This is a genomic window from Agrobacterium sp. CNPSo 2736 (genome assembly GCF_004005385.1).
GTDB classification, from domain to species: domain Bacteria; phylum Pseudomonadota; class Alphaproteobacteria; order Rhizobiales; family Rhizobiaceae; genus Agrobacterium; species Agrobacterium leguminum.
Genome location: NZ_RZTX01000006.1, coordinates 249,865 through 272,919, shown reverse-complemented (window position 1 = coordinate 272,919; position 23,055 = coordinate 249,865). Strand labels below are relative to the sequence as shown.

At 58.1% G+C, this 23,055-nt stretch carries 27 protein-coding genes and 1 pseudogene; 18 read left to right on the top strand and 10 right to left on the bottom strand.

Going from position 1 to position 23,055, the window contains the following annotated elements:
* Positions 1-99: 99 nt before the first annotated feature.
* Positions 100-687: a TetR/AcrR family transcriptional regulator gene (locus EM858_RS13275; protein WP_080820164.1), complete on the bottom strand. Its 588-nt coding sequence runs from the start codon at positions 685-687 to the stop codon at positions 100-102.
* Between the two features lie 98 nt (positions 688-785).
* Here EM858_RS13275 and EM858_RS13270 point away from each other — a divergent pair, with 98 nt between their 5' ends.
* The 3 genes from EM858_RS13270 to EM858_RS13260 all read left to right on the top strand — a co-directional run bounded on the left by EM858_RS13270 (position 786) and on the right by EM858_RS13260 (position 6,126).
* Entirely contained in the window at positions 786-1,895 is a 1,110-nt protein-coding gene (locus EM858_RS13270; protein ID WP_080820166.1) for an efflux RND transporter periplasmic adaptor subunit, read from the top strand.
* The gene (locus EM858_RS13265) at positions 1,895-5,008 is read left to right on the top strand and encodes an efflux RND transporter permease subunit (protein ID WP_080820167.1); all 3,114 of its coding nucleotides are present in this window, start codon (positions 1,895-1,897) and stop codon (positions 5,006-5,008) included. Before EM858_RS13270 ends, EM858_RS13265 begins: the two co-directional genes overlap by 1 nt.
* 305 nt (positions 5,009-5,313) lie before the next feature.
* Entirely contained in the window at positions 5,314-6,126 is an 813-nt protein-coding gene (locus EM858_RS13260) for an oxidoreductase (protein WP_080820170.1), read from the top strand.
* Between the two features lie 193 nt (positions 6,127-6,319).
* Here the strand turns inward: EM858_RS13260 and EM858_RS13255 are convergent.
* Both EM858_RS13255 and EM858_RS13250 read right to left on the bottom strand, forming a co-directional pair.
* Positions 6,320-6,456 (bottom strand): annotated as a pseudogene (locus EM858_RS13255) (isoprenylcysteine carboxylmethyltransferase family protein); the annotation flags it as partial.
* Between the two features lie 19 nt (positions 6,457-6,475).
* Entirely contained in the window at positions 6,476-7,369 is an 894-nt protein-coding gene (locus EM858_RS13250) for an NAD(P)/FAD-dependent oxidoreductase (protein WP_080820173.1), read from the bottom strand.
* 215 nt (positions 7,370-7,584) lie between these two features.
* Here EM858_RS13250 and EM858_RS13245 point away from each other — a divergent pair, with 215 nt between their 5' ends.
* The 11 genes from EM858_RS13245 (at position 7,585) to EM858_RS13195 (ending at position 17,012) form a co-directional block, all read left to right on the top strand.
* Positions 7,585-8,232 (top strand): TetR/AcrR family transcriptional regulator, encoded by a 648-nt coding sequence (locus EM858_RS13245; protein WP_162936910.1) that lies wholly within the window; start codon positions 7,585-7,587, stop codon positions 8,230-8,232.
* 38 nt (positions 8,233-8,270) lie between these two features.
* Positions 8,271-9,131: a class I SAM-dependent methyltransferase gene (locus tag EM858_RS13240; protein WP_080820175.1), complete on the top strand. Its 861-nt coding sequence runs from the start codon at positions 8,271-8,273 to the stop codon at positions 9,129-9,131.
* A 1,022-nt stretch (positions 9,132-10,153) separates the two neighbouring features.
* A complete protein-coding gene (locus EM858_RS13235) occupies positions 10,154-10,561 on the top strand; it encodes a low affinity iron permease family protein (RefSeq protein ID WP_080820178.1) in 408 nt (135 codons plus the stop codon).
* A gap of 101 nt (positions 10,562-10,662) precedes the next feature.
* A complete protein-coding gene (locus EM858_RS13230; RefSeq protein ID WP_080821044.1) occupies positions 10,663-11,280 on the top strand; it encodes an NAD(P)H-dependent oxidoreductase in 618 nt (205 codons plus the stop codon).
* A 285-nt stretch (positions 11,281-11,565) separates the two neighbouring features.
* Positions 11,566-11,883 (top strand): PepSY domain-containing protein, encoded by a 318-nt coding sequence (locus EM858_RS13225; RefSeq protein ID WP_080820179.1) that lies wholly within the window; start codon positions 11,566-11,568, stop codon positions 11,881-11,883.
* 27 nt (positions 11,884-11,910) lie between these two features.
* A complete protein-coding gene (locus tag EM858_RS13220) occupies positions 11,911-12,519 on the top strand; it encodes a general stress protein (RefSeq protein ID WP_080820180.1) in 609 nt (202 codons plus the stop codon).
* Between the two features lie 67 nt (positions 12,520-12,586).
* A complete protein-coding gene (catE, locus tag EM858_RS13215; protein WP_127756889.1) occupies positions 12,587-14,731 on the top strand; it encodes a catalase C in 2,145 nt (714 codons plus the stop codon).
* A gap of 44 nt (positions 14,732-14,775) precedes the next feature.
* Positions 14,776-15,276: a ferritin-like domain-containing protein gene (locus EM858_RS13210; RefSeq protein WP_127756888.1), complete on the top strand. Its 501-nt coding sequence runs from the start codon at positions 14,776-14,778 to the stop codon at positions 15,274-15,276.
* 76 nt (positions 15,277-15,352) lie between these two features.
* Positions 15,353-16,012 carry a DUF6766 family protein gene (locus tag EM858_RS13205; RefSeq protein WP_164865419.1) on the top strand — a complete coding sequence of 220 codons (660 nt, stop codon included), beginning with the start codon at positions 15,353-15,355 and terminating at the stop codon, positions 16,010-16,012.
* 12 nt (positions 16,013-16,024) lie between these two features.
* The gene (locus EM858_RS13200; protein WP_164865418.1) at positions 16,025-16,648 is read left to right on the top strand and encodes an isochorismatase family cysteine hydrolase; all 624 of its coding nucleotides are present in this window, start codon (positions 16,025-16,027) and stop codon (positions 16,646-16,648) included.
* 166 nt (positions 16,649-16,814) lie between these two features.
* The gene (locus tag EM858_RS13195; protein WP_080820184.1) at positions 16,815-17,012 is read left to right on the top strand and encodes a hypothetical protein; all 198 of its coding nucleotides are present in this window, start codon (positions 16,815-16,817) and stop codon (positions 17,010-17,012) included.
* Positions 17,013-17,033: 21 nt separating this feature from the next.
* On the opposite strand, the gene EM858_RS13190 is transcribed toward EM858_RS13195, so the two are convergent.
* Positions 17,034-17,264, bottom strand: a complete 231-nt coding sequence (locus EM858_RS13190) for a hypothetical protein (RefSeq protein WP_003520650.1) — start codon at positions 17,262-17,264, stop codon at positions 17,034-17,036.
* Between the two features lie 152 nt (positions 17,265-17,416).
* On the opposite strand from EM858_RS13190, the gene EM858_RS27110 reads away from it, so the two are divergent.
* Positions 17,417-17,584 (top strand): hypothetical protein, encoded by a 168-nt coding sequence (locus tag EM858_RS27110; RefSeq protein WP_164865417.1) that lies wholly within the window; start codon positions 17,417-17,419, stop codon positions 17,582-17,584.
* A gap of 146 nt (positions 17,585-17,730) precedes the next feature.
* Complete coding sequence (locus tag EM858_RS13180) at positions 17,731-18,255, top strand: sigma-70 family RNA polymerase sigma factor (protein ID WP_080820186.1); 525 nt, start codon at positions 17,731-17,733, stop codon at positions 18,253-18,255.
* A gap of 404 nt (positions 18,256-18,659) precedes the next feature.
* Here the strand turns inward: EM858_RS13180 and EM858_RS13170 are convergent, their stop codons facing one another.
* The 3 genes from EM858_RS13170 to EM858_RS13160 form a co-directional block, all read right to left on the bottom strand.
* Positions 18,660-18,887: a hypothetical protein gene (locus tag EM858_RS13170; RefSeq protein ID WP_080820189.1), complete on the bottom strand. Its 228-nt coding sequence runs from the start codon at positions 18,885-18,887 to the stop codon at positions 18,660-18,662.
* 123 nt (positions 18,888-19,010) lie between these two features.
* Complete coding sequence (locus tag EM858_RS13165; RefSeq protein ID WP_080820190.1) at positions 19,011-19,793, bottom strand: Crp/Fnr family transcriptional regulator; 783 nt, start codon at positions 19,791-19,793, stop codon at positions 19,011-19,013.
* Between the two features lie 15 nt (positions 19,794-19,808).
* Positions 19,809-20,168, bottom strand: a complete 360-nt coding sequence (locus tag EM858_RS13160) for a hypothetical protein (RefSeq protein ID WP_003520657.1) — start codon at positions 20,166-20,168, stop codon at positions 19,809-19,811.
* A gap of 256 nt (positions 20,169-20,424) precedes the next feature.
* On the opposite strand from EM858_RS13160, the gene EM858_RS13155 reads away from it, so the two are divergent.
* Positions 20,425-20,673, top strand: a complete 249-nt coding sequence (locus EM858_RS13155) for a hypothetical protein (protein WP_080821048.1) — start codon at positions 20,425-20,427, stop codon at positions 20,671-20,673.
* Positions 20,674-20,698: 25 nt separating this feature from the next.
* Here the strand turns inward: EM858_RS13155 and EM858_RS13150 are convergent, their stop codons facing one another.
* Positions 20,699-21,034 (bottom strand): hypothetical protein, encoded by a 336-nt coding sequence (locus tag EM858_RS13150; RefSeq protein WP_080820192.1) that lies wholly within the window; start codon positions 21,032-21,034, stop codon positions 20,699-20,701.
* 90 nt (positions 21,035-21,124) lie between these two features.
* A complete protein-coding gene (locus tag EM858_RS13145) occupies positions 21,125-21,781 on the bottom strand; it encodes a UdgX family uracil-DNA binding protein (RefSeq protein WP_080820193.1) in 657 nt (218 codons plus the stop codon).
* Between the two features lie 259 nt (positions 21,782-22,040).
* Here EM858_RS13145 and EM858_RS13140 point away from each other — a divergent pair, with 259 nt between their 5' ends.
* Entirely contained in the window at positions 22,041-22,787 is a 747-nt protein-coding gene (locus EM858_RS13140; protein WP_080820195.1) for a Crp/Fnr family transcriptional regulator, read from the top strand.
* On the opposite strand, the gene EM858_RS13135 is transcribed toward EM858_RS13140, so the two are convergent.
* Positions 22,770-23,009 (bottom strand): hypothetical protein, encoded by a 240-nt coding sequence (locus EM858_RS13135; RefSeq protein ID WP_080821049.1) that lies wholly within the window; start codon positions 23,007-23,009, stop codon positions 22,770-22,772. The two genes, EM858_RS13140 and EM858_RS13135, sit on opposite strands and share 18 nt — an antisense overlap.
* Positions 23,010-23,055: the final 46 nt, after the last annotated feature.

Sequence of the window (23,055 nt, the reverse complement as noted above, 5' to 3'; positions counted from 1 at the left end):
GAACTTGGGACATGCGGTTTGCGCTATACTCGCCTGATACGCGTCCGGATTCGGCTGAGCCGTGACAGCTATCGGCGACGAATATCCAAAAACTGTCTGTTAGTCGCTGCGATCGCGGCCAGCAATGCGCCGGACCTCGCTCGCTGCCGCGTCGAGTACACTCGTCGACAAAAGTTCATCCTCGATGATCCGGGATAGCGTCACTGCGCCGACCATCATGGACAATATTGCCATGGCCTTTCCGCTTCGAGCTCTATCGTCACCGTGTCCGATGAGTTCTTCGAGCACCTCGAAATGCGCCCGGATACCATCCTCAAACGGGCGCCGAACTTCGGCAGTCTGACGCGCAGCGTCGGAGCCGAGAGCAACAAGCGGGCATCCTTCCGCCTTCTCGCCGCTATGGTCTTTGGATAGGTAGAACCTGATGATCGACTCCAGGGGATCTGATGTGTCTCCTGCGGCATCAGACCACCTTCTCGTGGCGCTCTCGAGAGCACGCCGTGATGCGAGCGCCGCAAGATCGTCTTTCGATGCGAATTGCTTGTAGAATCCACCCTGGGTGAGGCCTGCACCCTTCATCAGGTCTTTCAGGCCGATCCCGTCGAAACCATGCTCTCGAAACAACCGGCTGGCGACGTTTATCACCCTCTCCCGGTTTTCCTCTGCCTGTACGCGGCTCACTCTCATGTGGATCTCCAATTAGATTTCATTTGACATCTATATGCCTTTTAGAGTTAGAGTGCAATCTAATATTTTTGAACAGGCCGTCAAGAAGGGACGATGAAATGAAACGGAAACTTGTTGTCACTGCAGCAGCAGTGCTGGCGCTGGCCGCAGGCGGAGCCGCAGCACTGCTGCTTCCGGCGCAGGCACCAGAGGCAAAGGCTGCCGATCCCCGGACCTTGGCGCCACTGGTCAACCTCGCGACGGCCAGGCTCCCTGGTAATTCGCGCAGCAGCTTTACCGGAACCGTTGGTGCCCGGGTCCAGAGCAATCTCGGCTTTCGCGTTCCCGGCAAGATCGTCGAACGTTTTGTCGACGTCGGGGAGCAGGTAAGCGCTGGACAGCCACTGATGAGGCTTGACGAAACTGATCTTCGCCTTGCTCTGACCGCCAAGCGAAACGCTGTCATTGCGGCACAGGCGACATTTGTCCAAGCGAAAGCCGATGAAAAACGTTTTGCCGTTCTGGTGAAGACCTCTGCTGCCTCGACGCAGCAATATGAACGATCGAAAGCCCTGCTGGATACGGCGACGGCACAGTTGGCCGCCGCTCAGGCTGAGGCGAATGTTGCCGAAAACGAGGCCCAATATACGGTTCTTGTTGCCGATGCAGATGGAACCATTGTCGAGACGCTCGGTGAACCGGGCCAGGTGGTAACCGCCGGGCAGCCGGTTGTCCGGCTCGCGAAGTCAGGTCCGCGCGAAGCCATTGTCTGGCTTCCCGAAACCATGCGCCCTGAAATCGGGGTTCAGGCTTCTGCCTCGGTGTACGGCAGAAACAATGTGGAGAAGGCCAAGCTGCGCCAGATCTCCGATTCTGCTGATCAGCAGACCCGCACTTATGAAACGCGCTGGGTACTTGAAGGGGGGGCTGCAAATGCGCCCCTGGGAGCGACCGTCACCATCGAAATCGAGAACAGGGATGTGCAGAATCATGCCGAACTGCCGATAGGCGCCCTGTTGGATGACGGGACGCGGACAGGCGTCTGGGTGATCGATCAGCAATCGTCCGTCGTGAAGTTTCGTGATGTGAACGTGGAGCGGGTGAGCGAAGAGAATGTGGTCGTCACTAATGTCAAGCCGGGAGAGGAGGTCGTTGCGCTTGGCGCACATCTTCTGAAGGATGGAGCGCAAGTTCGCACCAGTGTTGGTACAAAAGAGGCGGCAAACTGATGAACCTCAATCTGTCCGCCCTTGCGGTTCGCGAACGCGCCGTCACGCTATTCTTTATCGTCCTTCTGTCGCTTGCCGGCGTCTATGCCTTCGTCAAGCTGGGACGCGCTGAAGACCCCTCCTTTACCATCAAGACGTTGACGGTCACGACTGTCTGGCCGGGCGCAACCGCGCGCGAGATGCAGGATCTCGTTGCCGAGCCGCTGGAGAAGCGCATTCAGGAATTGGCCTGGTACGACCGGGTCGAGACAACGACGCGCCCCGGCTTTGCCTATCTTACCGTCACGCTCAAGGACAATACGCCGCCACACGCCGTCGCCGAAGAATTTTATCAGGCGCGCAAGAAGCTCGGCGATGAAGCCAGAAACCTGCCGCAGGGTGTTCTGGGACCGTTCGTGAACGACGAATATTCCGACGTCAGCTTCGGCCTTTACGCTCTCAAGGCGCAGGGCATGCCGATGCGCGATCTCGTCCGGGAGGCCGAAAAGATCAGACAGGACATGCTTCATGTTCCCGGCGTCAAGAAAATCAATATTCTCGGCGAACAGCCGGAGCAGATATTCGTAGAGTTCTCCTATGAGAAGCTCGCCACCCTCGGCATATCTTCTCAGGACATTGCCGCAGCCCTTCAACGGCGCAATACCGTTACGCCCGCTGGCTCAATAGATACGCAGGGTCCGCAGGTGTTCATTCGTCTCGACGGCGCCTATGACAGTGTTCAGTCTATCGCTGATACGCCCATCGTCGCTTCCGGCCGCTCGTTGAAGCTTTCCGACATTGCTGAGGTACGCCGGGGTTATCAGGAGCCGGCAAGCTATGTCATCCGTCATGACGGCGAGCCGGCCATCATGCTCGGTGTTGTCATGCAACAGGGCTGGAATGGTCTGGAGCTTGGCAAGGCTCTCGAGGAGCGCTCCAGCCGGATCGCACAGTCGTTACCCCTCGGCATAACGCTGACGAAGGTCAGCGATCAGGCCGTCAACATTGATGCGGCGGTGGGTGAATTCATGGTGAAGTTCGCCATGGCCCTCGGCGTCGTGCTCTTCGTCAGCCTCATTGCGCTCGGCTGGCGGGTGGGCATCGTCGTGGCTCTGGCCGTTCCGCTGACGCTCGCTGTTGTCTTCATCATCATGCTCGAGACGGGGCGCTTCTTCGACCGCATCACGCTCGGTGCATTGATCCTGGCACTTGGCCTGCTTGTCGACGATGCAATCATCGCCATCGAGGTGATGGTCGTGAAGATGGAGGAGGGCATGGATCGCATCAAGGCGGCTGCCTATGCCTGGAGCCACACTGCGGCACCGATGCTGTCGGGGACGCTTGTGACCATTATCGGCCTGATGCCGGTCGGTTTTGCCGCCTCTGCAGCCGGTGAATATGCGGGCAATATCTTCTGGATCGTCGGTTTCGCGCTGATCGTTTCGTGGTTCGTGGCGGTGATCTTTACGCCCTATCTCGGCGTAAAGCTGTTGCCCGATATCAAGCCGGTAGCAGGTGGCCATCATGCGATTTACGATACGCCGAACTACAGACGCCTGCGCGGCGCGATCGAATTCACCGTCAAGCACAAGTTCCTGACCTGCGCCATTGTCGGCGTCGTCATGGCGCTCTCAGTCGTCGGGATGGGTGCGGTGAAGCAGCAGTTCTTCCCCACATCGGACCGCCCTGAGGTTCTTGTCGAAGTCCGCTTGCCTGAAGGCACGAGCATCGAAACGACGACCGCCACGGTCAAGAAGCTCGAGGCCTGGTTGAAGCAGCAGCCCGAAACCAAGATCGCGACCAGTTACATCGGCCAGGGTGCGCCCCGCTTCTTCTTCGCCATGGCGCCCGAACTGCCCGATCCTGCCTTTGCAAAGATCGTTGTGCTGACATCCGACGCCCATGAGCGTGAGGTGCTGAAACTTCGTCTGCGGGAAGCCGTTGCGCAAGGGCTGGCGCCCGAGGCATTCGTCCGTGTGACGCAACTCGTCTTTGGCCCCTACACGCCATTCCCCGTCGAGTTTCGGATCAAAGGACCGGACGCCGAAGAGCTGTACAAAATCTCCGAACAGGCACTTGCTCTCATGAGCTCTGTACCTGACGTCAGAAATGCCAATCGTGACTGGGGTAACCGCACACCTGTTGTCCGGTTCGTTCCTGATCAGGATCGCCTGAACCTCATCGGCATGTCGTCCGCCGAGGCTGCCCAGCAGATACAGCTCCTGCTAAGTGGTGTTCCCGTCACACAAGTCCGTGAGAACATCCGAAACGTTCCTGTTGTGGCCAGAAGTGCCGGTGAAATCCGCCTCGATCCTGCAAGGCTAGCCGACTTCTCGCTCGTGACGAGAGACGGTCGTGCGATCCCGCTCGATCAGATCGGCCACACGGAGGTGCGCTTCGAGGAGCCGATCCTAAAGCGTCGTGACAGAACGCCGGTGGTGACGGTCCGGTCCGATATTAACGAGGCGACACAACCGCCGGAGGTTTCGCAACAGGTGATGACCGCTCTTCAGCCACTCGTTGCATCTCTGCCTGCTGGCTACACGATCGAGATGGGCGGCAATATAGAGGAATCACTCAAGGCGAATACTGCCCTGGTGAAGGTGTTCCCACTGATGATCGCGGCGACCCTGATCGTCATCATCCTTCAGGTACGCAGCCTGTCGACGATGACGATGGTGATGCTGACAGCACCGCTCGGTCTTGCAGGCGTCGTGCCGACCCTGATCCTGTTCAACCAGCCTTTCGGGTTTAACGCGATCCTGGGTCTTATCGGCCTGGCAGGCATCCTCATGCGCAACACGTTGATCCTGACCGAACAGATCAAGGAAAACAAGGCTGCGGGTCTGGACGACTACCATGCCGTTATCGAAGCCACGGTGCAGCGAACAAGGCCCGTCATCCTGACGGCGCTTGCCGCGGTCCTTGCCTTCATTCCCCTGACCCATTCGGTTTTCTGGGGTTCGATGGCCTACACGCTTATCGGCGGAACGGCGGTGGGCACGCTCATCATCCTGCTCTTCCTGCCGGCACTCTATGCTGCATGGTTCCGCATCAAGCCACCCAAGGCAGACATGGATTCGACGGAGCACGCGAATACGGAAACAGCTCAGCATTCGCTTGCTGCGGAATAGCCACCCGTCCCTCCGCAGCATCATCTGCTGCGGAGGGATCATACTGCTTGGTGAGATGTGGCCGTGTGTTTTGCGTGCCCAGGGCCCTTTCGGAAGCCATGTCTTCGTCCCGCCGAGAACCGCCGCATTAACTCGATCGATGTTTCGCGCGTCGAGGCGCCTCATCCCAAGTGTCGTGTGGGTTGACCACCCGTCTCCTCAATTTATGCAAACGCGTTTTATTACACTTGCAATCTAACGGAATTATAGATTACATATGAAATCTATATTAATTTCTAATCCAACGCTAATTTTGGAGAGCGTAGATGTCGACAGACAAGATTGTTGTGGTGACCGGAGCATCCTCCGGCATAGGGCAGGCGACCGTGAGGTTGCTGTCACAGAATGGGTTCAAGGTGTTTGCAGGATCGCGCAATCCGGACAAAAGTGGACCGGTTCCCGGTGTCGAGTACGGACGTCTCGATGTGGACAATGACGAGTCGGTGAGGCAATTCGTCGATTGGGTTCTGTCCCGTTCAGGCCGGATTGATGTCGTGGTGAACAATGCAGGCGTCTCTCTTGTCGGGCCGGTCGAAAGCACGTCGGACGATGAGGCGAAGGCCCTTTTTGAAACCAATCTCTTTGGCCCACTGCGCATGATGCGAGCGGTATTGCCCGCGATGCGGCAGCAGAATTCCGGCCTGATCGTCAATGTCAGCTCGGTCCTCGGCTTCCTCCCCGCACCGTACATGGGCCTCTATGCCAGTAGCAAGCATGCCCTGGAGGGACTGTCTGAAACGCTTGACCACGAAGTTCGGCAATTCAACATTCGCTCTGTCCTGGTCGAGCCGACGTTCACGAGGACAAGTCTCGATGTCAATGCGAAGCAGACGGAGGCGCGTATTGACGACTACGCTCCCCAATTTGCCAAATCCAATGAGGCCGTTCTTTCAGCCATTAAGACAGCAAGCAGCCCTCAGATTGTCGCTGCCGAAATCATGGCAGCAATCACAGGTCCTCACAAAATGCGCAGGCCGGTTGGAAAACAGGCTACGCTTCTGAGCCGCCTGAAACGGTTTGTTCCAGCCAAGGCATTGGATAGCGGCATCAGGAAGACGTTTGGGCTCTCCCGATCGTAAGCATTCGCGGAGCTTGCGCCCTAAAACCCGCAAAGTTAGGCATGCGGCATTCGGAAACTTCATGTCATCTATCGTCATGACTGACCGGGTGCCATAGTCGCGCCGACCGCCACATTCACTGCAGCGGTCGGTCGCACTGGCGAGAATATGTTTGCGCGCGCTCGGACCGACATGGGTCTAAAGCAGCGTTCACAACTGGCAGCCGCCAGTCGATGTCGAACGAGCGCAGCGTACGACGAAACGCTCTGCCGCCAGCGCCGACAGCAGTGCTGCCAGATAGACAAGTGGCGGAGGGAAGCGCGCACCCGCGCTAGCCGGTTCCATAGTCATCTCATCTTCCAATCTGTGCTTAAACCAACATCGACTGCTGGGCAAAGATACCCGCCATCGCGCCTTGCCATGTTGCGGTGGTGACAGAGGGGATTCCGGGGTTAGCGAGGTCGCCGGCGGCATAGATGCCGGGCATGCTGGTTTCGCGACACTCGTCGGTCTTGAGGGCGATGCCGGTTGGCGTATTGACCGTGGCGAGGTCCAGTGCTTCATGAAGGCTTGCGGACGGCTTGTTGCGCGGATGCGCGAACAGGATGTCGACTGCGACATCGGGGCCGATATCGAGCTTGATAGTGGCATTGTGGTCCCCATGACGGACGATCTCGGTGATCCGGCCATCAACGAGAGGTACCTTTCGGCCCGACAGATCGGCCCGGATGTCGGGTGCGATGTCGTGACCATCGGCAAAGACCGTCAAACTATCGGTCCAATCGTGAAAAAGCCTCACCTGATTCATCGACTGCGGACCCGACCACACGAGGCCCCAATGCTGGCCGGCGACTTCAAAGCCGTCGCAATAGGGGCATGGGATGACGGATGTACCCCAGCTTTCGGCAAAGCCTGGAACAACAGGCATCTGGTCGACAACGCCATAACTCAGGATCAGGCGGCGCGCGCTGAGGCTTTCGCCATCGCCAGTGAGGACGGAGAAATTGTCGATGGTACCGGAGATGCTGTCGGCCCGAGCGTTGACCAAATTGATCGCGGGATAACGCGCCAGTTGCTGCCGCGCCTCGGTCAGGATGTCCGATGGTGGCTTGTGATCGTGGCCGAGCACTCCGTGGGAACGGCCTGCGAAGCGATTGCGCGGCAGGCCGGTATCAAGAACGGTGACCTTGCGGCGGGCACGGCCGAGCTGCAGGGCAGCGGAGAGGCCGGCAAAGCTGCCGCCGATGATGATGACATCATTCATGGTGATGGGTTCCTTGTTGTGGATGGCGGGGGGCTGGGGCTGGCGGTGGCCTGAGCACGAGGAACGCTGATGGTGGAAAGCGCTGCCAGCTTCAGCAGTGTTCGTCGTTGCATGGCAACCTCGTGTTTTTCGACTGATTCTTTGGCTTGCTTATTTATGAAACTACATGGTATCTTAATTCACGAATAACGATACTGTCAAGGACTGTAATTATCGTGACTAAAAATAGTCAGAGCCGGCGCGGCCGGCCTGCCAACGAAACACTTGGCCAAACAATCGTCGACACCGCAGGGGAACTCTTTGCCGAACTGGGTTTTCAAGCGACGACCTTGGACAAGGTCGCTCAGCGGGCGAAGATATCCAAACTCAGCATCTATCGTCACTTCGAGAACAAGGAGGCGCTGTTTGGTGCAGCATTTGCGGCCCGCTGCCATCAGTTAATGCCGCAGGTCCTTTTTGAAGGCGTCGACGGTTCGGCCGAAGATCAGCTCATGGCGGTGGGATCATCCCTGCTTTGCACGCTGTTGCGCCCGGACGTTCGCAGTGTCGAAGCCATGGTCACGGCCGATGTCACAAGTCAAAAGTCGTTGAGCAAGATCCATTACGAAGCCGGTCCCGCCCATATGATCGCCCAAATCGAGGCCCTGCTGCGTCAATTGCATGCGAAGGCGCTTCTGAATGTGCCTGATCCTGTCCAGTCTGCCCGCCTGTTTGCCGCGCTTTTCAAAGGCTCTGATCTCCTGATTATCGCACGCTTCGATGAGGCGAGAGCAGAGGACGACAACGAAATCGAATCCTATTGCCGGTCGGCCGTCGCCATGTTCATGGCCGCGCACGGTGGCAACGACCACGCGGGCGCATAGCCTGGTTGAGAACGGATCGGAAAAGGAAGGATGTGGACATGGCAGAACAAAATGCCGATCAGATTGCCGACTGGAAAGGACAAAGCGGGGAGCGCTGGGGCGCCTACCAGACCCGGCTCGATACCATGATGGCGCCATTCGGCCAGGCTGCGATCAAAGCCGCCGCGCCCGCTACGGGTGAACGCGTGCTGGACGTCGGCTGCGGCGCGGGGGCGTCTAGCCGAGATCTGGCCGCTCGCGTCGGCGCGGAGGGCCATGTGCTGGGCGTGGACATATCCGAACCGCTGATCGATAGAGCGCGCCTGCTGGCGCAGGATACACCGGTCCTGTTCCAAGTGGCTGACGCCAGCAGCACCGAATTTCCCAAGGGTGCCTTCGACATCCTGTTCTCGCGGTTTGGAGTGATGTTCTTTGACGATCCTACAGCGGCGTTTACCCATATGCGCCACGCGCTCGCGCCGGGAGCGCGAGTTGCTTTTGTCTGTTGGCGCGACATCGCCGAGAACGATTGGGTACGTTTGCCGATGGGCGCGATTAAGGGCATCCTCCCGTCGATGACGCCGCCCGGTCCGGAAGCCCCTGGCCCGTTCTCGTTTGGCGACCCGGAGCGTGTGGAGCGTATTCTAACGGCGGCCAGTTTCACGGATGTTGCTATCGCGCCATTCAATGCCTCCATCCCGTTCGGCAAGGGGGAGACGCGAGACGCAGCGCTCGATGACGCGGTGAAGATGACACTCGAGGTCGGCCCGCTGGCGCGCGCGCTCGCTGATCAGTCCGACGATATCCGCGCCCGCGCCTCGGCTGCGGTTCGTGCCGTCTTCGCGGGGTGCCCTGGTGAGCGGTCAGTGATTATCGACGGCGCAGCGTGGATCGTCACCGCGCACAACCCGACAAGGTGACGGGATTAACAGTCGGCGGGTCTGAGAGCCCGACAAGAAGGCTGCCATGTTCGGACTCAACGTATTCCAGTAGGCATGGCCGATATGATTATGCCGTTTCCGTGCACAGCAGGTGCCCTATTCGGCGGCCAAGGCCCTGGTGAATCGCGACTCATCGACAATCGTTTCGGGGTAGCTCTCTTGCTTTGGAGGCTTGAGCCGGAACCACACGGCGTACAGCGCCGGAAGGCTTGTCGAGTTCACGTGTCGTTACGACCAGAATTGTCTGTTGTAGAGCGCCGTGCGCCGGCTTTACGACTTTCAAGGTCGCTTGGCTTAGCCTCGCACAGGAGCCCAGGAGAAAAAGGGCAGAAACACTAAGCAAGAGGCATAATGCCTGAACGGCGGATACTTAAAATATCTTGGTTTCCCTACCACGAAGACTAAAACACAGCTAGGTTGTCATGGTAAATAGGAACACGCTGAACGTTTCGTTGAAGCCAACATGGATTGGTGAATGGACGGCTTGTCATCCCAAGATTGTTGTTACAGCGTAGGGATCGATGTTTGCCAATTTACAAGTCTCCGCGCACTCAAGCCCCCGCAGCCAGATTACTACAAGACTGTCAAGACTTCGGCCTCCCAACGGGAGGCCGAAGTCTTTTACGGCTCGCACAGTTCGCCACCGCTCCACAGCACACTGTGCTATCCAAAATTACTATCCAGTCCGGGAACTCCGGTCGATGGTTCGCATCCCAAGGCGGCCACAAGTAAATTCACCTAAATCGTGATCCTAACAAATTCTCCATACCCGACTGTTGCGAGGGAACGACAAGCGTCAAGCGAATTAGTCCTGCTTTGTCCGAATGCGCAGGCAACGTTGGAGGCTACTCTCTTCCCTCGCCCCTAACCTCGGAACCATCTGCTTTTTCCTTTGTTAGTGCCATCCAAACGCAGCGCACGTTACAGAACCGCCGCTCTTGGGCGATAGGACAGGTGCGTTTTGCCTCAGCATCGGTGTCAGCCGTCAGGTGCAGTACGCTATGAACAGGTTCTTCACACTTTTTGCCAGCCGTACCGCGTCTTTTTCCGGCTCACCAACCGCATTTGTCGTCGCGCTCGGCACGATCATCGTCTGGGGAGTAAGCGGGCCGCTGTTTGGCTTTTCGGAGGTCTGGCAACTGGTCATCAATACGGGCACGACCATTGTCACCTTCCTCATGATTTTCCTCGTGCAGAACTCGCAGAACCGGGATTCCGCAGCGATGGAAGCAAAGCTGGACGAGCTTTTGAGGGCTGTTGAGCAGGCACGCGCGGATTTTATCGGGATCGAGCATCTCACGGAAGAAGAAATCGAGGAGATTCGTGCCCGGCTGGAAAAGGAAAACGGGCCTGAAGGCGAAAAGCCGCCTCCGTATCACGCCATGGCGCGGTTGCTTTCCCGGCGTTAGGTCAGACGGTTTGGCAGACGGAGGCGTCGGCCTCTCCCGCTCGCCGGGATATGGCCACCAAAACCAACATGCGGCAAAGGCCGCTGACAGAAGGAGCTATCATGTCTCTCAAAGTCCTCGCATTGAATGCGACACTCAAGTCCTCCGCTTCGACGGAGCCGTCCTCGACTGAAAGACTGCTGGCGTTGATCCTTCGGGAACTCGGCGATCATGATGTGCAAATCGAGACGGTCAGGCTTGCCGATCATGACATCAAAGCCGGCGTAACGTCCGATGAAGGCGAGGGGGACGCCTGGCCGGCCATCCGTCAAAAGATCGTCGCAGCCGACATTCTTCTGTTTGGAACGCCGATATGGCTCGGACAGCCCTCAAGCGTGTGCAAAAGAGCGCTGGAGCGCATGGATGCATTTCTGGACGAAACCGACGAACAGGGACGTATGGTGTCCTATGGCAAGGTCGCCGCGGCGGCGGTCGTGGGGAATGAGGACGGCGCCCACCATGTTTCGGCGGAACTTTTCCAGGCCCTGAATGATGTCGGCTTCACTATTCCTGCAAATGCGGTTGCCTACTGGGTAGGGGAGGCAATGGGTTCGAAGAATTTCGTTGATCTCGATGAAACCCCTGATGCCGTTAAAACCATGGTGAGCATGCTTGTGCGCAACACGGTGCATCTGGCTCTGCTCCTGAAGAACAGCCAATATCCGGGCGATGGGGCCTGAGATCATCAGTGCCGGCCTGCCGGATTTTCCTCACTCCTGGCCGTGAAGGGAGTCGTATAAAAACGACTGCTACCAGTTTTGGGCCATGCCCGTCCGGCGACGCGGGCAAGGCGATCATCGTGTGAGGCGGCATTCTCCCCTGCCGATAATTATTTTCGGAACTCTCTGCATGTCGGTTTGTTCGAGAGGCGTTCATGCCGGCCCGAGATGGGTTTCCCGTCTCTCGGAGGAAAACTCCCGAAAGGGAGGCTCGCAATCCACGATCCTAGCGGAGGAAAAATCCAAATGAAGAAAACTGTTTTCGTTGCGTTGCTCTTGGGCGGCGGTGCGCTGTCGGCTTTCGCCCAGCAGACGCCAACCGCCAATCCCGGTGGCGATACGCCGGCTGTCGCGACACCGGGCGCCAATAATCCTACGGCTCCGGTGGAGGGAGCAAACAGCTTCACCGAAGCGCAAGCCAAACAGAGGATGGAAGATGCCGGTTACACGCAGGTCAAGAACCTGACGAAAGACGACAAGGGTGTGTGGATGGCATCGGGCATGAAGGGCGGCAAGACCGTGGCCATAGCGCTCGATTATCAGGGCAACGTCGTCGCCAAGTAAGGCGCGCAGGATTTTGGGAGAAGTGACATGAGAACCGTAACCGGACTTTTCGACGACTATGATGATGCAAGCGCCGCCGTCTCGGAACTGGAAAGAGCGGGCGTGCCGTCAAGCGATATCAGCATCGTGGGCAGCAATGCCGACAGGCGGCATGGAGAGGATTCAGATTCCAACGCAGCTGAGGGCGCCGGCACAGGCGCCGGCATCGGTGCGCTTGTGGGTGGCGCCGGCGGTCTGCTGACGGGGCTTGGATTGATGGCGATCCCGGGCGTTGGGCCGGTGGTTGCAGCGGGCTGGCTTGCCGCAACGGCAGTCGGGGCAGCGGGCGGCGCTGTCGCCGGTGGCGCTGCCGGCGGGCTTATCGGAGCCATGACCCGCTCGGGCGTTTCCGAAGAGGATGCCAATCTTTACGCCGAAGGGGTGCGCAGGGGCGGTACGCTGGTAACCGCCCGCGTGGAAGATAATCTGGTGCCGGAGGCGGAGGCCGTGCTCAAGCGGCAAGGCTGGGTAGACCCTGCGGAACGCCGCGCAGCCTATCGCGAGCAGGGCTGGACGGGCTTCGACGAGGCCTCGAGACCCTATGCGCCGGAAGACGTTGAACAGGAGCGGAACCGGTACCGCCGCTCGGCGATTTGACGAGGTCACCGTCAATCCGGGGGCATGGTTCTGTCATGCCCCTGGTCAACGCCTTGCAGGAGCTAACATGGCCAGAAAACCAGATTCCACCTCTTCATCCGCCACCGCCACCGTTCACGACCAGAAGCTTGTTCGGGGGCCGGGCGGCGAACTGCACCAGACTGCCGCCGGGGACGAGCCCGTGCTGACGACCGCCCAGGGTGGGCCGGTGGCGGACGACCAGAATTCCCTTCGGGTTGGTCCTCGCGGGCCGCTTGTCGTGGATGATTTCCATTTTCGCGAGAAGATTTTCCATTTCGATCACGAAAGAATCCCCGAGCGCGTGGTTCACGCCCGCGGTTATGGTGCGCATGGCTACTTCGAGACCTATGAATCCCTTGCCGCCCACACCAGCGCCGATCTGTTTCAGCGGGCGGGTGAAAAGACCCCGGCCTTCGTGCGGTTCTCGACCGTCGCCGGCAACAAGGGGTCGGCCGACCTCGCGCGGGATGTGCGCGGTTTCGCCGTGAAGCTCTATACCAAGGAGAGTAACTGGGATCTCGTCGGCAACAATATCCCGGTATTCTTCATTCAGGACGCGATCAAGTTTCCGGATCTCATCCATGCCGCCAAGCAGGAGCCTGATCGCGCCTTTCCGCAGGCGCAAACCGCGCATGACACCTTCTGGGATTTCATTAGCCTTACGCCTGAAAGCATGAACATGGTGATGTGGATCATGTCCGATAGGACCATTCCGCGCTCCTTCCGGTTCATGGAAGGTTTTGGGGTGCACACCTTCCGCTTCATCAACGCGAAGGGGCAATCGACCTTCGTGAAGTTTCACTGGAAGCCGAAGCTCGGATTGCAGTCGGTGGCGTGGAACGAAGCGGTCAAGATCAACGGCGCCGATCCCGATTTTCACCGGCGCGATCTCTGGACTGCGATCCAGTCTGGCAACTTTCCGGAATGGGAGCTGCAGGTTCAGCTTTTCGATCAGGATTTCGCCGACAGCTTCGATTTCGATGTGCTCGACCCCACCAAGATCATCCCCGAGGAGATATTGGCGCCCAAACCGGTCGGCCGGCTTGTCCTCGACCGTATGCCGGACAATTTCTTTGCCGAGACCGAACAGGTGGCGTTCATGACGCAGAACGTTCCGCCTGGCATCGATTTCAGCAATGATCCGCTGTTGCAGGGCAGGAATTTTTCCTATCTCGATACGCAGTTGAAGCGTCTTGGCGGGCCGAACTTCACGCATCTGCCCATCAATGCGCCCAAGTGTCCTTTCGCGCATTTCCAGCAGGACGGCCATATGGCGATGCGCAATCCGACTGGACGGGCGAATTATCAGCCCAATTCCTTCGGGGAAGGGCCAAGGGAATCACCGACGCGCGGTTTCCAGCATTTCCCGGCCGAGGAGCAGGGCGCCAAGGCAAGGTTGCGGCCGGAAAGTTTCGCCGATCACTACAGCCAGGCACGCCAGTTCTACATCAGCCAGACGCCACCCGAGCAGCGCCATATCGCATGGGCGCTCACCTTCGAACTCAGCAAGGTGGAAACTCCCGTCATTCGTGAGAGGATGGTTTCGCATCTTCTCAATATCGATGAAACGCTTGCGGCAACGGTGGCGCAGAAGCTCGGCTTTCAGACCATGCCGAAACCGGCAGACGCCGCCATGCCGACCCGTCAGGATCTGGAGCCGTCGCCGGCCCTCAGCATCGTTCAACGGGGTCCCAAACGGTTCGAGGGTCGCAAGCTCGGCATTCTCATCACGGACGGGGTGGACGCCAAGCTGCTGAAGGGGCTGACCAAAGCGGTCGAGGTAGAAAAAGCTGTCTTCGAGTTTATCGCGCCCAAGGTCGGCGGGGTAACGGCGTCGGACGGCACCTTCATCGAGGCACATCACATGATTGATGGCGGGCCTTCGGTGCTGTTCGATGCCGTGGCGCTGCTGACATCGGCGGCGGCGATCGATGAGTTGATCAAGGAAGCAACTGCCAGGGATTTCGTCGCCGACGCGTTCCAGCACTGCAAGTTCATTGGCTACGACCAGTCGGCGCTGCCGTTGCTGGAAAAAGCGGGAATTGCCGATGTCATGGATGAAGGCATGCTGCCATTGCCGGGTGAAGGGGGGCTGGCTGCCTTCGTGTCAGAGCTCGGCAAACTTCGAGTCTGGGCGCGCGAACCGTCGCTCAAGCTCGGCAAGGCCTCCGTCCCCGTCGATAAGCAATGAAACATCCACTCCCACTCACCAACCAAAGCAACAGGAGACTAAAAATGGCTGAGAAGACATTGGAAGACCTTTTCCTCGATACGGTGAAGGATATTTATTTCGCGGAACGGCAGATTCTGAAGGTGCTTCCCAAAATGGCGCGGGCTGCGCAGTCAGCGGATTTGAAGGCGGCATTCGAAAAGCACAGGGACGAGACCGAGGTCCATGTGGAGCGATTGCAGAATGTCTTCGAGCTGCTCGGCAAGCCGGCACGCGGCAAGACCTGCGAGGCGATCCAGGGCATTATCTCGGAAGGCGAGGAAATCATGGAGGAGTTCAAGGGCTCACCCGCGCTCGATGCCGGGCTGATTTCTTCGGCGCAGGCCGTGGAGCACTACGAGATCACCCGTTATGGCACCTTGAAGACATGGGCGGTCGAACTCGGCATGAAGGAAGCGGCCAAATTGTTCGAGCAGACGCTGGGCGAAGAAAGCGCGACGGATACGGCTCTCTCTTCGCTTGCCCAGGCACGCGCAAACGTGAAGGCCAAATCCAGGGCGGCGTGAGCCGTCACGCGGACGTGCCGCTGATACCGGCGGCACGTTCAATTTTGCTGTTGTCTCTTTCCTGCGGAGCTGAACCATGAGGCTGTTTCGCGACAATGGATTGACGATTGTCCTTGTCCTGACTTCCCTGTTGACGATCGGTGGCATGCTCGCGACCGGCTGGGCTGTTTACAACGAGGAGCTTGCGCAGCATCAGGCGACGCCCCTTACGCTTTTTTCCTACGCAAAGAGCGGCCATTTTCTTTCCGCCCTGTTCGAAAACTGGGAGAGCGAATTTCTCCAGATGTCGGCGTATGTCATGCTGACCGCGTTTCTTTTTCAAAGAGGCTCGGCGGAATCCAAGGACCCCGATAAAGCGACATCGCAGGACGAAGATTCCGCGCAAAGAGCAGATGATGCCGAGGCGCCCTGGCCGGTGAAGGCAGGTGGATTCATCCGCACCCTCTATTCCTATTCTCTGGGATTGGCGCTGTTCTTCCTTTTCATCGTCAGTTTTGTTCTCCATCTGAAATACAGCGCTGATGCGGGGGCATTGGAAGCCGCCATGCATGGTGAGCCAGAGACATCGCTGTTTGCGCATCTGGGAAGTGTGGAGTTCTGGTTCGAATCCTTTCAGAACTGGCAATCGGAGTTTCTTTCGACCGCGGTTCTCGTCGTTCTCTCCATCTTTCTGCGCTTCCGCGGATCGCCGGAATCGAAGCCCGTTGCCGCTCCTCACAGTGAGACCGGCGGATAGGGGAGGAGGAAATTGGTCGCGTTTTCTGCCGAGGGAGACTGGCGGCATCTGTGCGTCGACATGCAGCGTATCTTCGCCGAGGATACGCCGTGGCATGTCGAATGGATGGACCGTATCAGCGAAGAGGTGGAGGCTGTGGTTCAAGGCGATCCCGCCCGATGCATCTTCACCTGTTTTGTACCGCCGAAGACCGTTGGGGAAGCCCCAGGTGCATGGCGGGCTTATTATGAAAAATGGCCGATGATGACGCGACAGGCGCTGGCGCCTGAACTCATCGACGTCATCCCCTCACTATCGCGCTACATTCCGCCCGCCCGTGTCTTTCGTAAAAGCGTGTATTCCCCGTGGCAGCATGGAGGCCTCGGCGAAATTCTGCGGCAGGAACAGGTCTCAACCCTGGTGATTACCGGTGGAGAAACCGATGTCTGCGTCCTCGCCACAGTTCTGGGCGCGATCGACCAGGGATTTCACGTCATTTTGGTCGAAGACGCGCTTTGCAGTGGAAGGGATGCGACACACGATGCGGCGTTGAAGCTGCTGTCCGGCCGTTTTTCGACGCAGTTGCAGGTGTGCGATACGGCGACCCTCCTTGCGGCGCTTCCCATGCAATCCGCTCCGCGCTTCCTGAGACCCTGACATCAGAATTGTCTCGGACGATCAGCGGAACCGGCCAGCGGTGTGCCACAAAGGTTCCGCGCCGTTTTGGTGATCGTAAGTGGTGGTAGGACGTCACCAAAGAAAGGAACAAGCCTGCCCGTGCGAAGTTAGGCCGCCTATCTTCACATGAACCGGAGGTTCCGCCGTGGCCCAGACCGTCGATCACGAAACCAGCAACAGCCTAAATATCGAGGCGGCGACCCCCAAGGTGATTAAGATCATAGTGGGGGAGCGGACGGTACTCGAGGGCGTGCTGAACACCGGCAGCGTCTTGAGGGTGCAGACAAAAGAAGGCGCCGAGCCACAATCCATCGAACTTGTGATCGAAGACCTGGCTCGGTGAAGGTTGTCGTGTGCGACCGGATTAACCCTGGAAATTGCCGTCGCTGGTGTCTCGTTCGTCGTAGTTCAAATCCCAGTCCTTCTCGGGTTTCTTGACGCCGGGCGGCAGCTTGTTGACCGTTGCGTCGTCCGAACCGGTGATAACCCTTGGCTTCGCGCTCGCCACGCCGTTGTTTTTCGAGGTTTTCTTGCCGCGCGCAAATTGCGGTTCACTGTCCTTGTGAATCTGCTTCAGCTTGTCGTTCTTGTTCATGACATCCTCCTTGATCCCTCCCAAACCGTTTTCCCGCGCCACTGTTCCCTCAATGCCTCAGCAAGATCGGAACCTCTTCATGGAGCTGCGGTTAGAAAGACCGGCCGGATAGCGGATCCGTCATTCCTGTAACCATAAGCGGAGATGAAGCGATGAACCGACTCGACAAGGATACCCAGCCGGAGCCCGGTACGGACGACGCCCGTTCCGGTGATAGTGAAGAAAGCCGCCGCGACAGGGAACAGACGAGAAAGAACGCTGAACGCATGATCGAACAGAGGCGGCGGAGGCAACCGGCCGGCCGCGAGGATGAGGCCTGAAATCACCCTGTCCCGCCTCAAGTATACGCGCGCCTGTGGTTTTCCAATCAATTCAGCCGCAATCTTCATTGATTGCGCCATTGTACGTTGGCGTACAGCAACCAAGCGTCTGCCGGGACATTTCCCCATAGTGAAAGGATGGGAAAATGGCCAAGCACGCTGTGAGTGGAGTTTCCGGAAACACATTGAGTGAAGCGCAGCTGGAGGTGTTGCGCATCGGTATTGCGGATCTGGCGCCGGCCCTGACGGCGTTTGCGCGCCGCTTCGTCAGAAATGAGGAGGATGTTGACGATCTCGTCCAGGAGACGATGTTGCGGGGGCTTCGGGCTCTGCACGGTTTTACCCCCGGCACGGCGTTGAAATCATGGCTCTTCACCATTTTGCGCAACACGTTCTGCACCCGCTACAAGGTGTCGAGGCGTGAATGCGTCGGTTTGCCGGTCGGTATCGAGCAATCCATGTCTACTCCTGCCAGCCAGGAATGGCGCGTGCAGCATCAGGAGGTCATGCGAGCTATCCGCCATCTCGACAAGGACCAGAAAAAAGCTCTGCTGCTCGTGGCGGCAGGGACGAGTTATTCCGATGCCGCCGCCATCTGCGGCTGCCGTGTTGGCACCATCAAAAGCCGCGTCAACAGGGCGAGGGAGTCGCTACGTCGAAATCTGGACTGAGTGCTGCTGGTGACAGCCAGCCATCTGCCGCGGACAGGCGGGCGCTACCTGTCCTGCTGGTGACCTTGATGTGTCGTGTTTATCTTTATGTTTGCCTGCCTGCCGGTCTGCGTTGAAACCTTCTGTTCCTTAACGACGGAGGTTTCTTCTGTGTTCAGACGGTCGTTGTCGCCGGGCCCTTGCTGGCTTCTGTTCTCTTCGGGAATGGGGAGTGTTTTCCTGGTCATGTTATACCTCGTCCGGCATGAGTTCAGTGGAGCCACCCGAACCATGCTTGCGCAGGTTTGTTCCCCTGTCCCTTGGCATGACGAGGCACGCGATTATCCGAAACCGTAGAGGAACGTCCTTTCAGACGTCACCGAACCTGAGACCAAGGCGAACGACAGCGGGGTAAGGCCGGAAAATCAGCCGACAAGCAATTTTGTTCGAAAATAGAGAGTTGCGAGCCGCTGAAGTTTCAGGGGATCGACAACGCCGCGATCATACATTTTCAGGACATAGCGGGCGACATCTGCCCGGCACAAAGCCGGGTCGCGTTCTGCGGACAGAACATTCTCGTAGGCTGCCTTAACGATGTTGATGTCTTCGTTCAGAAAAATTCCGGAACTCTGGTACTCGTGACTGGCGTGCATTTCACCTCCTTGAAACGCGTCCTGCATTTCACAGCGTGAGGGAAGATGAATCCATACTATAGGGAAACGGCCAAACGTAAATGTTCGGAAGCGTACCAACGACGATTGAGAAGGCCGTCCGGACTACCGAACCCCGCTGCTTTCGACAATGGTTAGGTCGCCAAGCGGGATTTCAGGCCGGAAGTCGGGCAGAAAGCGGGCGAACATACGATTGCTTTCCTCCTCGGGCATGCCGTAGAGATCGCGCGCATAGGTCTCGAGCATCTCGCGGTTCCTGATCGTAATTCTGCCCCTTTCGGAACGAATGAACCCATGGCTTTCGAGAACATGGAGGGCGTCCGTTACACTCGCGCGCCTGACGGCGAGCATGGTTGACAAAAAGTCGTGCGTCAGTGGCAGGTGATTGCCTTCTACGCGGTCGTGGCACATCAGCAGCCACCGGGCGAGCCGCTCCGTTACGGACTGGGTGGCATTGGAAGACGCCGTGTATTCCACCTGGGTTCTTGAGATGTGCAGGGCACAGACAAGGATATCGGAAAAGACGCGATATTTTGCAAGAAGCGCTTCAAACGACCGCATGTCCATGAAAAGCGCTTCGCCGGGAGCCTGTACCACGATTTCGGTCAGGTTCGTTTCCGCGCCAGCGACCGCCCCTGTCGGCACAAATCCCTCTCTCCCGACAAGTCCCGCTTCGGTTTTGCGTTCCGATTTGGTGACTACCACGACGGAGGCAATGCCGGATGACAGGAAGAAAACATGCTCGATGGGCGCGCCGGCGGATATCAGCACATCGCCCAATGCGAGCTTGATGGGTTTGCAGACGCCCGTTACTTCACGCCGGACGTCATCGGGCAGGAGAGAAAGCAGAAAATTCGCTTCGCCATGGCCATCGGGTTGTTCCAGCATGACACGTGCCTCGCTTCAATGTCTGATGCCCCCTCCTTGCGCCATCAAAGCGGAAACAATGTTTTCGATGTCTTCCGAACGTCCGGAGAGGACAAAAGGTCCCGGCTCGCTGTCGATAACCGTCTCCGGCACGAAAAAAAGATAAGGAATTGCCTCTTCGTCCAGTTGCTCGGTGAGACGCAGCATGACGTCCGCCTCGTAACGAACGTCAATAATCGCTGCGGCAAATTTGAGAGCGTCTTCACTTTCTATGAAGCTGGCGGAGTAGGGCCCTTCCAGGCCGATCTGGGCATGAAACCAGGCCATTCTGATTTCCGATGTAACAGTATCTGTCATGCCGATGATCGCTATGGTGAGGCGTTTAACAGTCTGCATGCTTTACTCCTCGCCTGCCATCGGCATGCGTGTGCCTGTTCCCCACCATAACGCCGGAGCAAGATGATTTCAGCCGCCCGGTGACTGAATTTATCAAATAAGCGCGAGGGGAATATTGCGGTGTCAGAAATCGATCCCGAAAAACGGCGGCCCATGCTCGAGTTCGAGAAGCAATGACCTGATGTTGCAAGCGTCCTGCTGCGGAACAATTGCGGATGGATGGGGTTAGGCGCGGTGGCACATGAGGGAATATCCGATGCACGCCAAAAATGAGGACATGGCCGATGCGCCGCGGGAAAGCATCAGGCCCGAGCAAGACATGAACAGACCATTGAGCGAAAGGCTCGATTCGAAATTCTCGCCCGTCGGCATAGATGACGGCGATTTTCGCGGGCGCAAACGGACGTGGAAAACCATGATGGTCTACACGCTGGTCATATTCGCGCTCGCTGTCGCGATTGCGCTCTATTTTCTGACAGGAACGCATCCCGGCCGCCCGGCTTGAGATGAAGCCGGCCCCGCCATCCGGTCTATATTTTGCCGGCTGCCAGATTGCGGCCGCCGATCAATGGACAGCTGACTTCTTCGCTTCTTCGCCGCAAGGGAATATCCACCTGATAGGGCACAGCCACCATCACCTGCAGGGAGGTGCGCAACCGGTTCGGCGCCGTGGTGTCGGTCAGGGTCAGATAGGTGGTGGCGGCAAGGCGTTCCGCCTCTTGCGTCGGGACCACATCGCTCTCCAGCAGCTTTGCAGCCGCCAAAGCCAGATGGCGGCTGGGGTAAACAGCCCTCACGACGTCAGAAACGACAACGGCCCACCCATTTTCATGCGCGATGATCTGGTATTCGATGTTCTTGTCCATGGTGTTCAAGCCTCCCGGTTCGGTCGCCCCTAACCACGATGGGAAAAGCTTGTTCCTGGCATTGCGGACGAATGCGGCAGGTCGGTTTCGCTAGGTCATCTCGCCAAGGATTTCGCCTATTTTGTGCAGGTCGGAAACAAAGGCGCGCTGCTGTCGCTCCGCCTCCTGCCGGTCGCGAAGGCGCAGCAGATAAGAGGGATGGATGGTGACGAGAAGGCGTGTGCCGCCCGGCGTCAAAAGAATATGCCCGCGTTCCTTCGTCACACCGCTCGTGCGTCCCGTCAGCGCATAAAAGGCCGTGGCGCCCATGGCCACGATAAGATCCGGATCGATAAGGCGCAGTTCTGCACCCAGCCACCAGGCGCAGCGCTGCACTTCCCCGCTGTTCGGGCGGGCATGCAGCCGTCGTTTCCCACGCTGCTCGAATTTAAAATGTTTTACGGCGTTGGTCACATAACATTGCGAACGATCTATCTCGGCTTCCTTGAGGCATTCCTCGAGCAGACGGCCTGCCGGGCCGACGAAAGGCCGGCCCTTCAGGTCTTCTTCATTGCCGGGCTGTTCGCCAACGAGGACCACGCGCGCCCGGCTGTCGCCGTCACTAAAAACCAGTTGGGTGGCGTGCCTGTAGAGGTCACATCTTTCGCAGCTTTCCGCCTCCTCATGTAAGACGCGGAGCGAGGGCGCGCCGGCGCTGTCGGGCTGGAAGGCGGGTGGTGGACGGTTTCTGCGCGTGCTTCTAGCCAAGGCGGTGGCTCCCGCTGTTACGGTCGCCCCGATTTCTGTGACGGTGCGGGGGCGACATACCCAATGACCGGGTTTCGATGTATGATGCTGCCTGAAAAATGGGCCAAAATTTGGAGTTGCGGCCATTCTGCGGCGCAGGAACGATCCGTTCTACAAAATGGTACGGAAACGTACTCACTGTTTTCATGTGATTTTCCGCTGCTAATATGACTGCTGCAGGTTGATGTTTTCGAGCAGAGGGGCGAACCGGCGAACCGCTATGCTTGGATCAGATTTTCTTGTTTATAACCGATTGTTGAAGACCCTCGGCGCAGAACGGCTGTCGCAGCTTGCGTCCCGGCTGGAGCCCGTGGATCTGCCGGCCGGGCATCAGCTCGTTGCCGCTGGCAAGCCCATTTCTCATCTCTGTTTTATCGAAACCGGCCTTGCATCGACCGTTGTTCATGATGACGGCGGCAAAAGCATTGAAACCGTGCTTGTCGGGCGGGAGGGCATCACCGGCTGGCCCGTTCTGCTGGGCGCGGAAACCACGCCGGATGAAACCACCATGGGCGTGGGCGGTCGCGGTTTCCTGATTCCGGCTGTTGAAATACGGCGGGAAATGGAGGAGGACGCGCGCCTGCGAGAGCTTTTGCTGGGCTATATCAATGTCTGCGTGCTTCAGGTTGGCCAGCTTGTGCTTGCAAATGGGCAATATAGTCTGCGGGAAAGGCTCGCACGCTGGCTGCTGATGTGTCATGACCGGCTCGATACGGATGATTTGCCCATTACCCATGAGTTTCTCTCCACGGTTCTGGGGGTGCGGCGGCCGGGCATCACCAACGAGCTGCATGTTCTCGAAGGCATTCATGCAATCCGCGCCAGCCGCGGAAACGTCCGGATCGTCAACCGCGGGATATTGGAAGATGTCGCCGACATGACCTATGGCGTTCCGGAAAGAGAATACGAAACACTGATGGCCCGTATGCAGTCGGATATTGCCGCGCCGTCAGTCTTTTCTGTCTAGAGCCTCGGAGAAGCGGACGACTTTCAGCACCTCGTGCTGCTTGTCCTGGATGATGATGGAACCTTCGGAAATGTCGCGCCCTTGCAGGATCGCCTCGCTCATCAAGGCGCGCGCGTCCTTGAGCGCCTCTTCAATCGCCCGGTCCAGTGAGGGTAGGTCGCTCCCCTCCTGGTCATCAAGGACGCTTTTGCCGCTGATCACAGTGAAGAAAAATCTTGGCATGGCGATATTCCCAAGAAATGACTTGTTCGCCGCTGGCGCTTGCAAC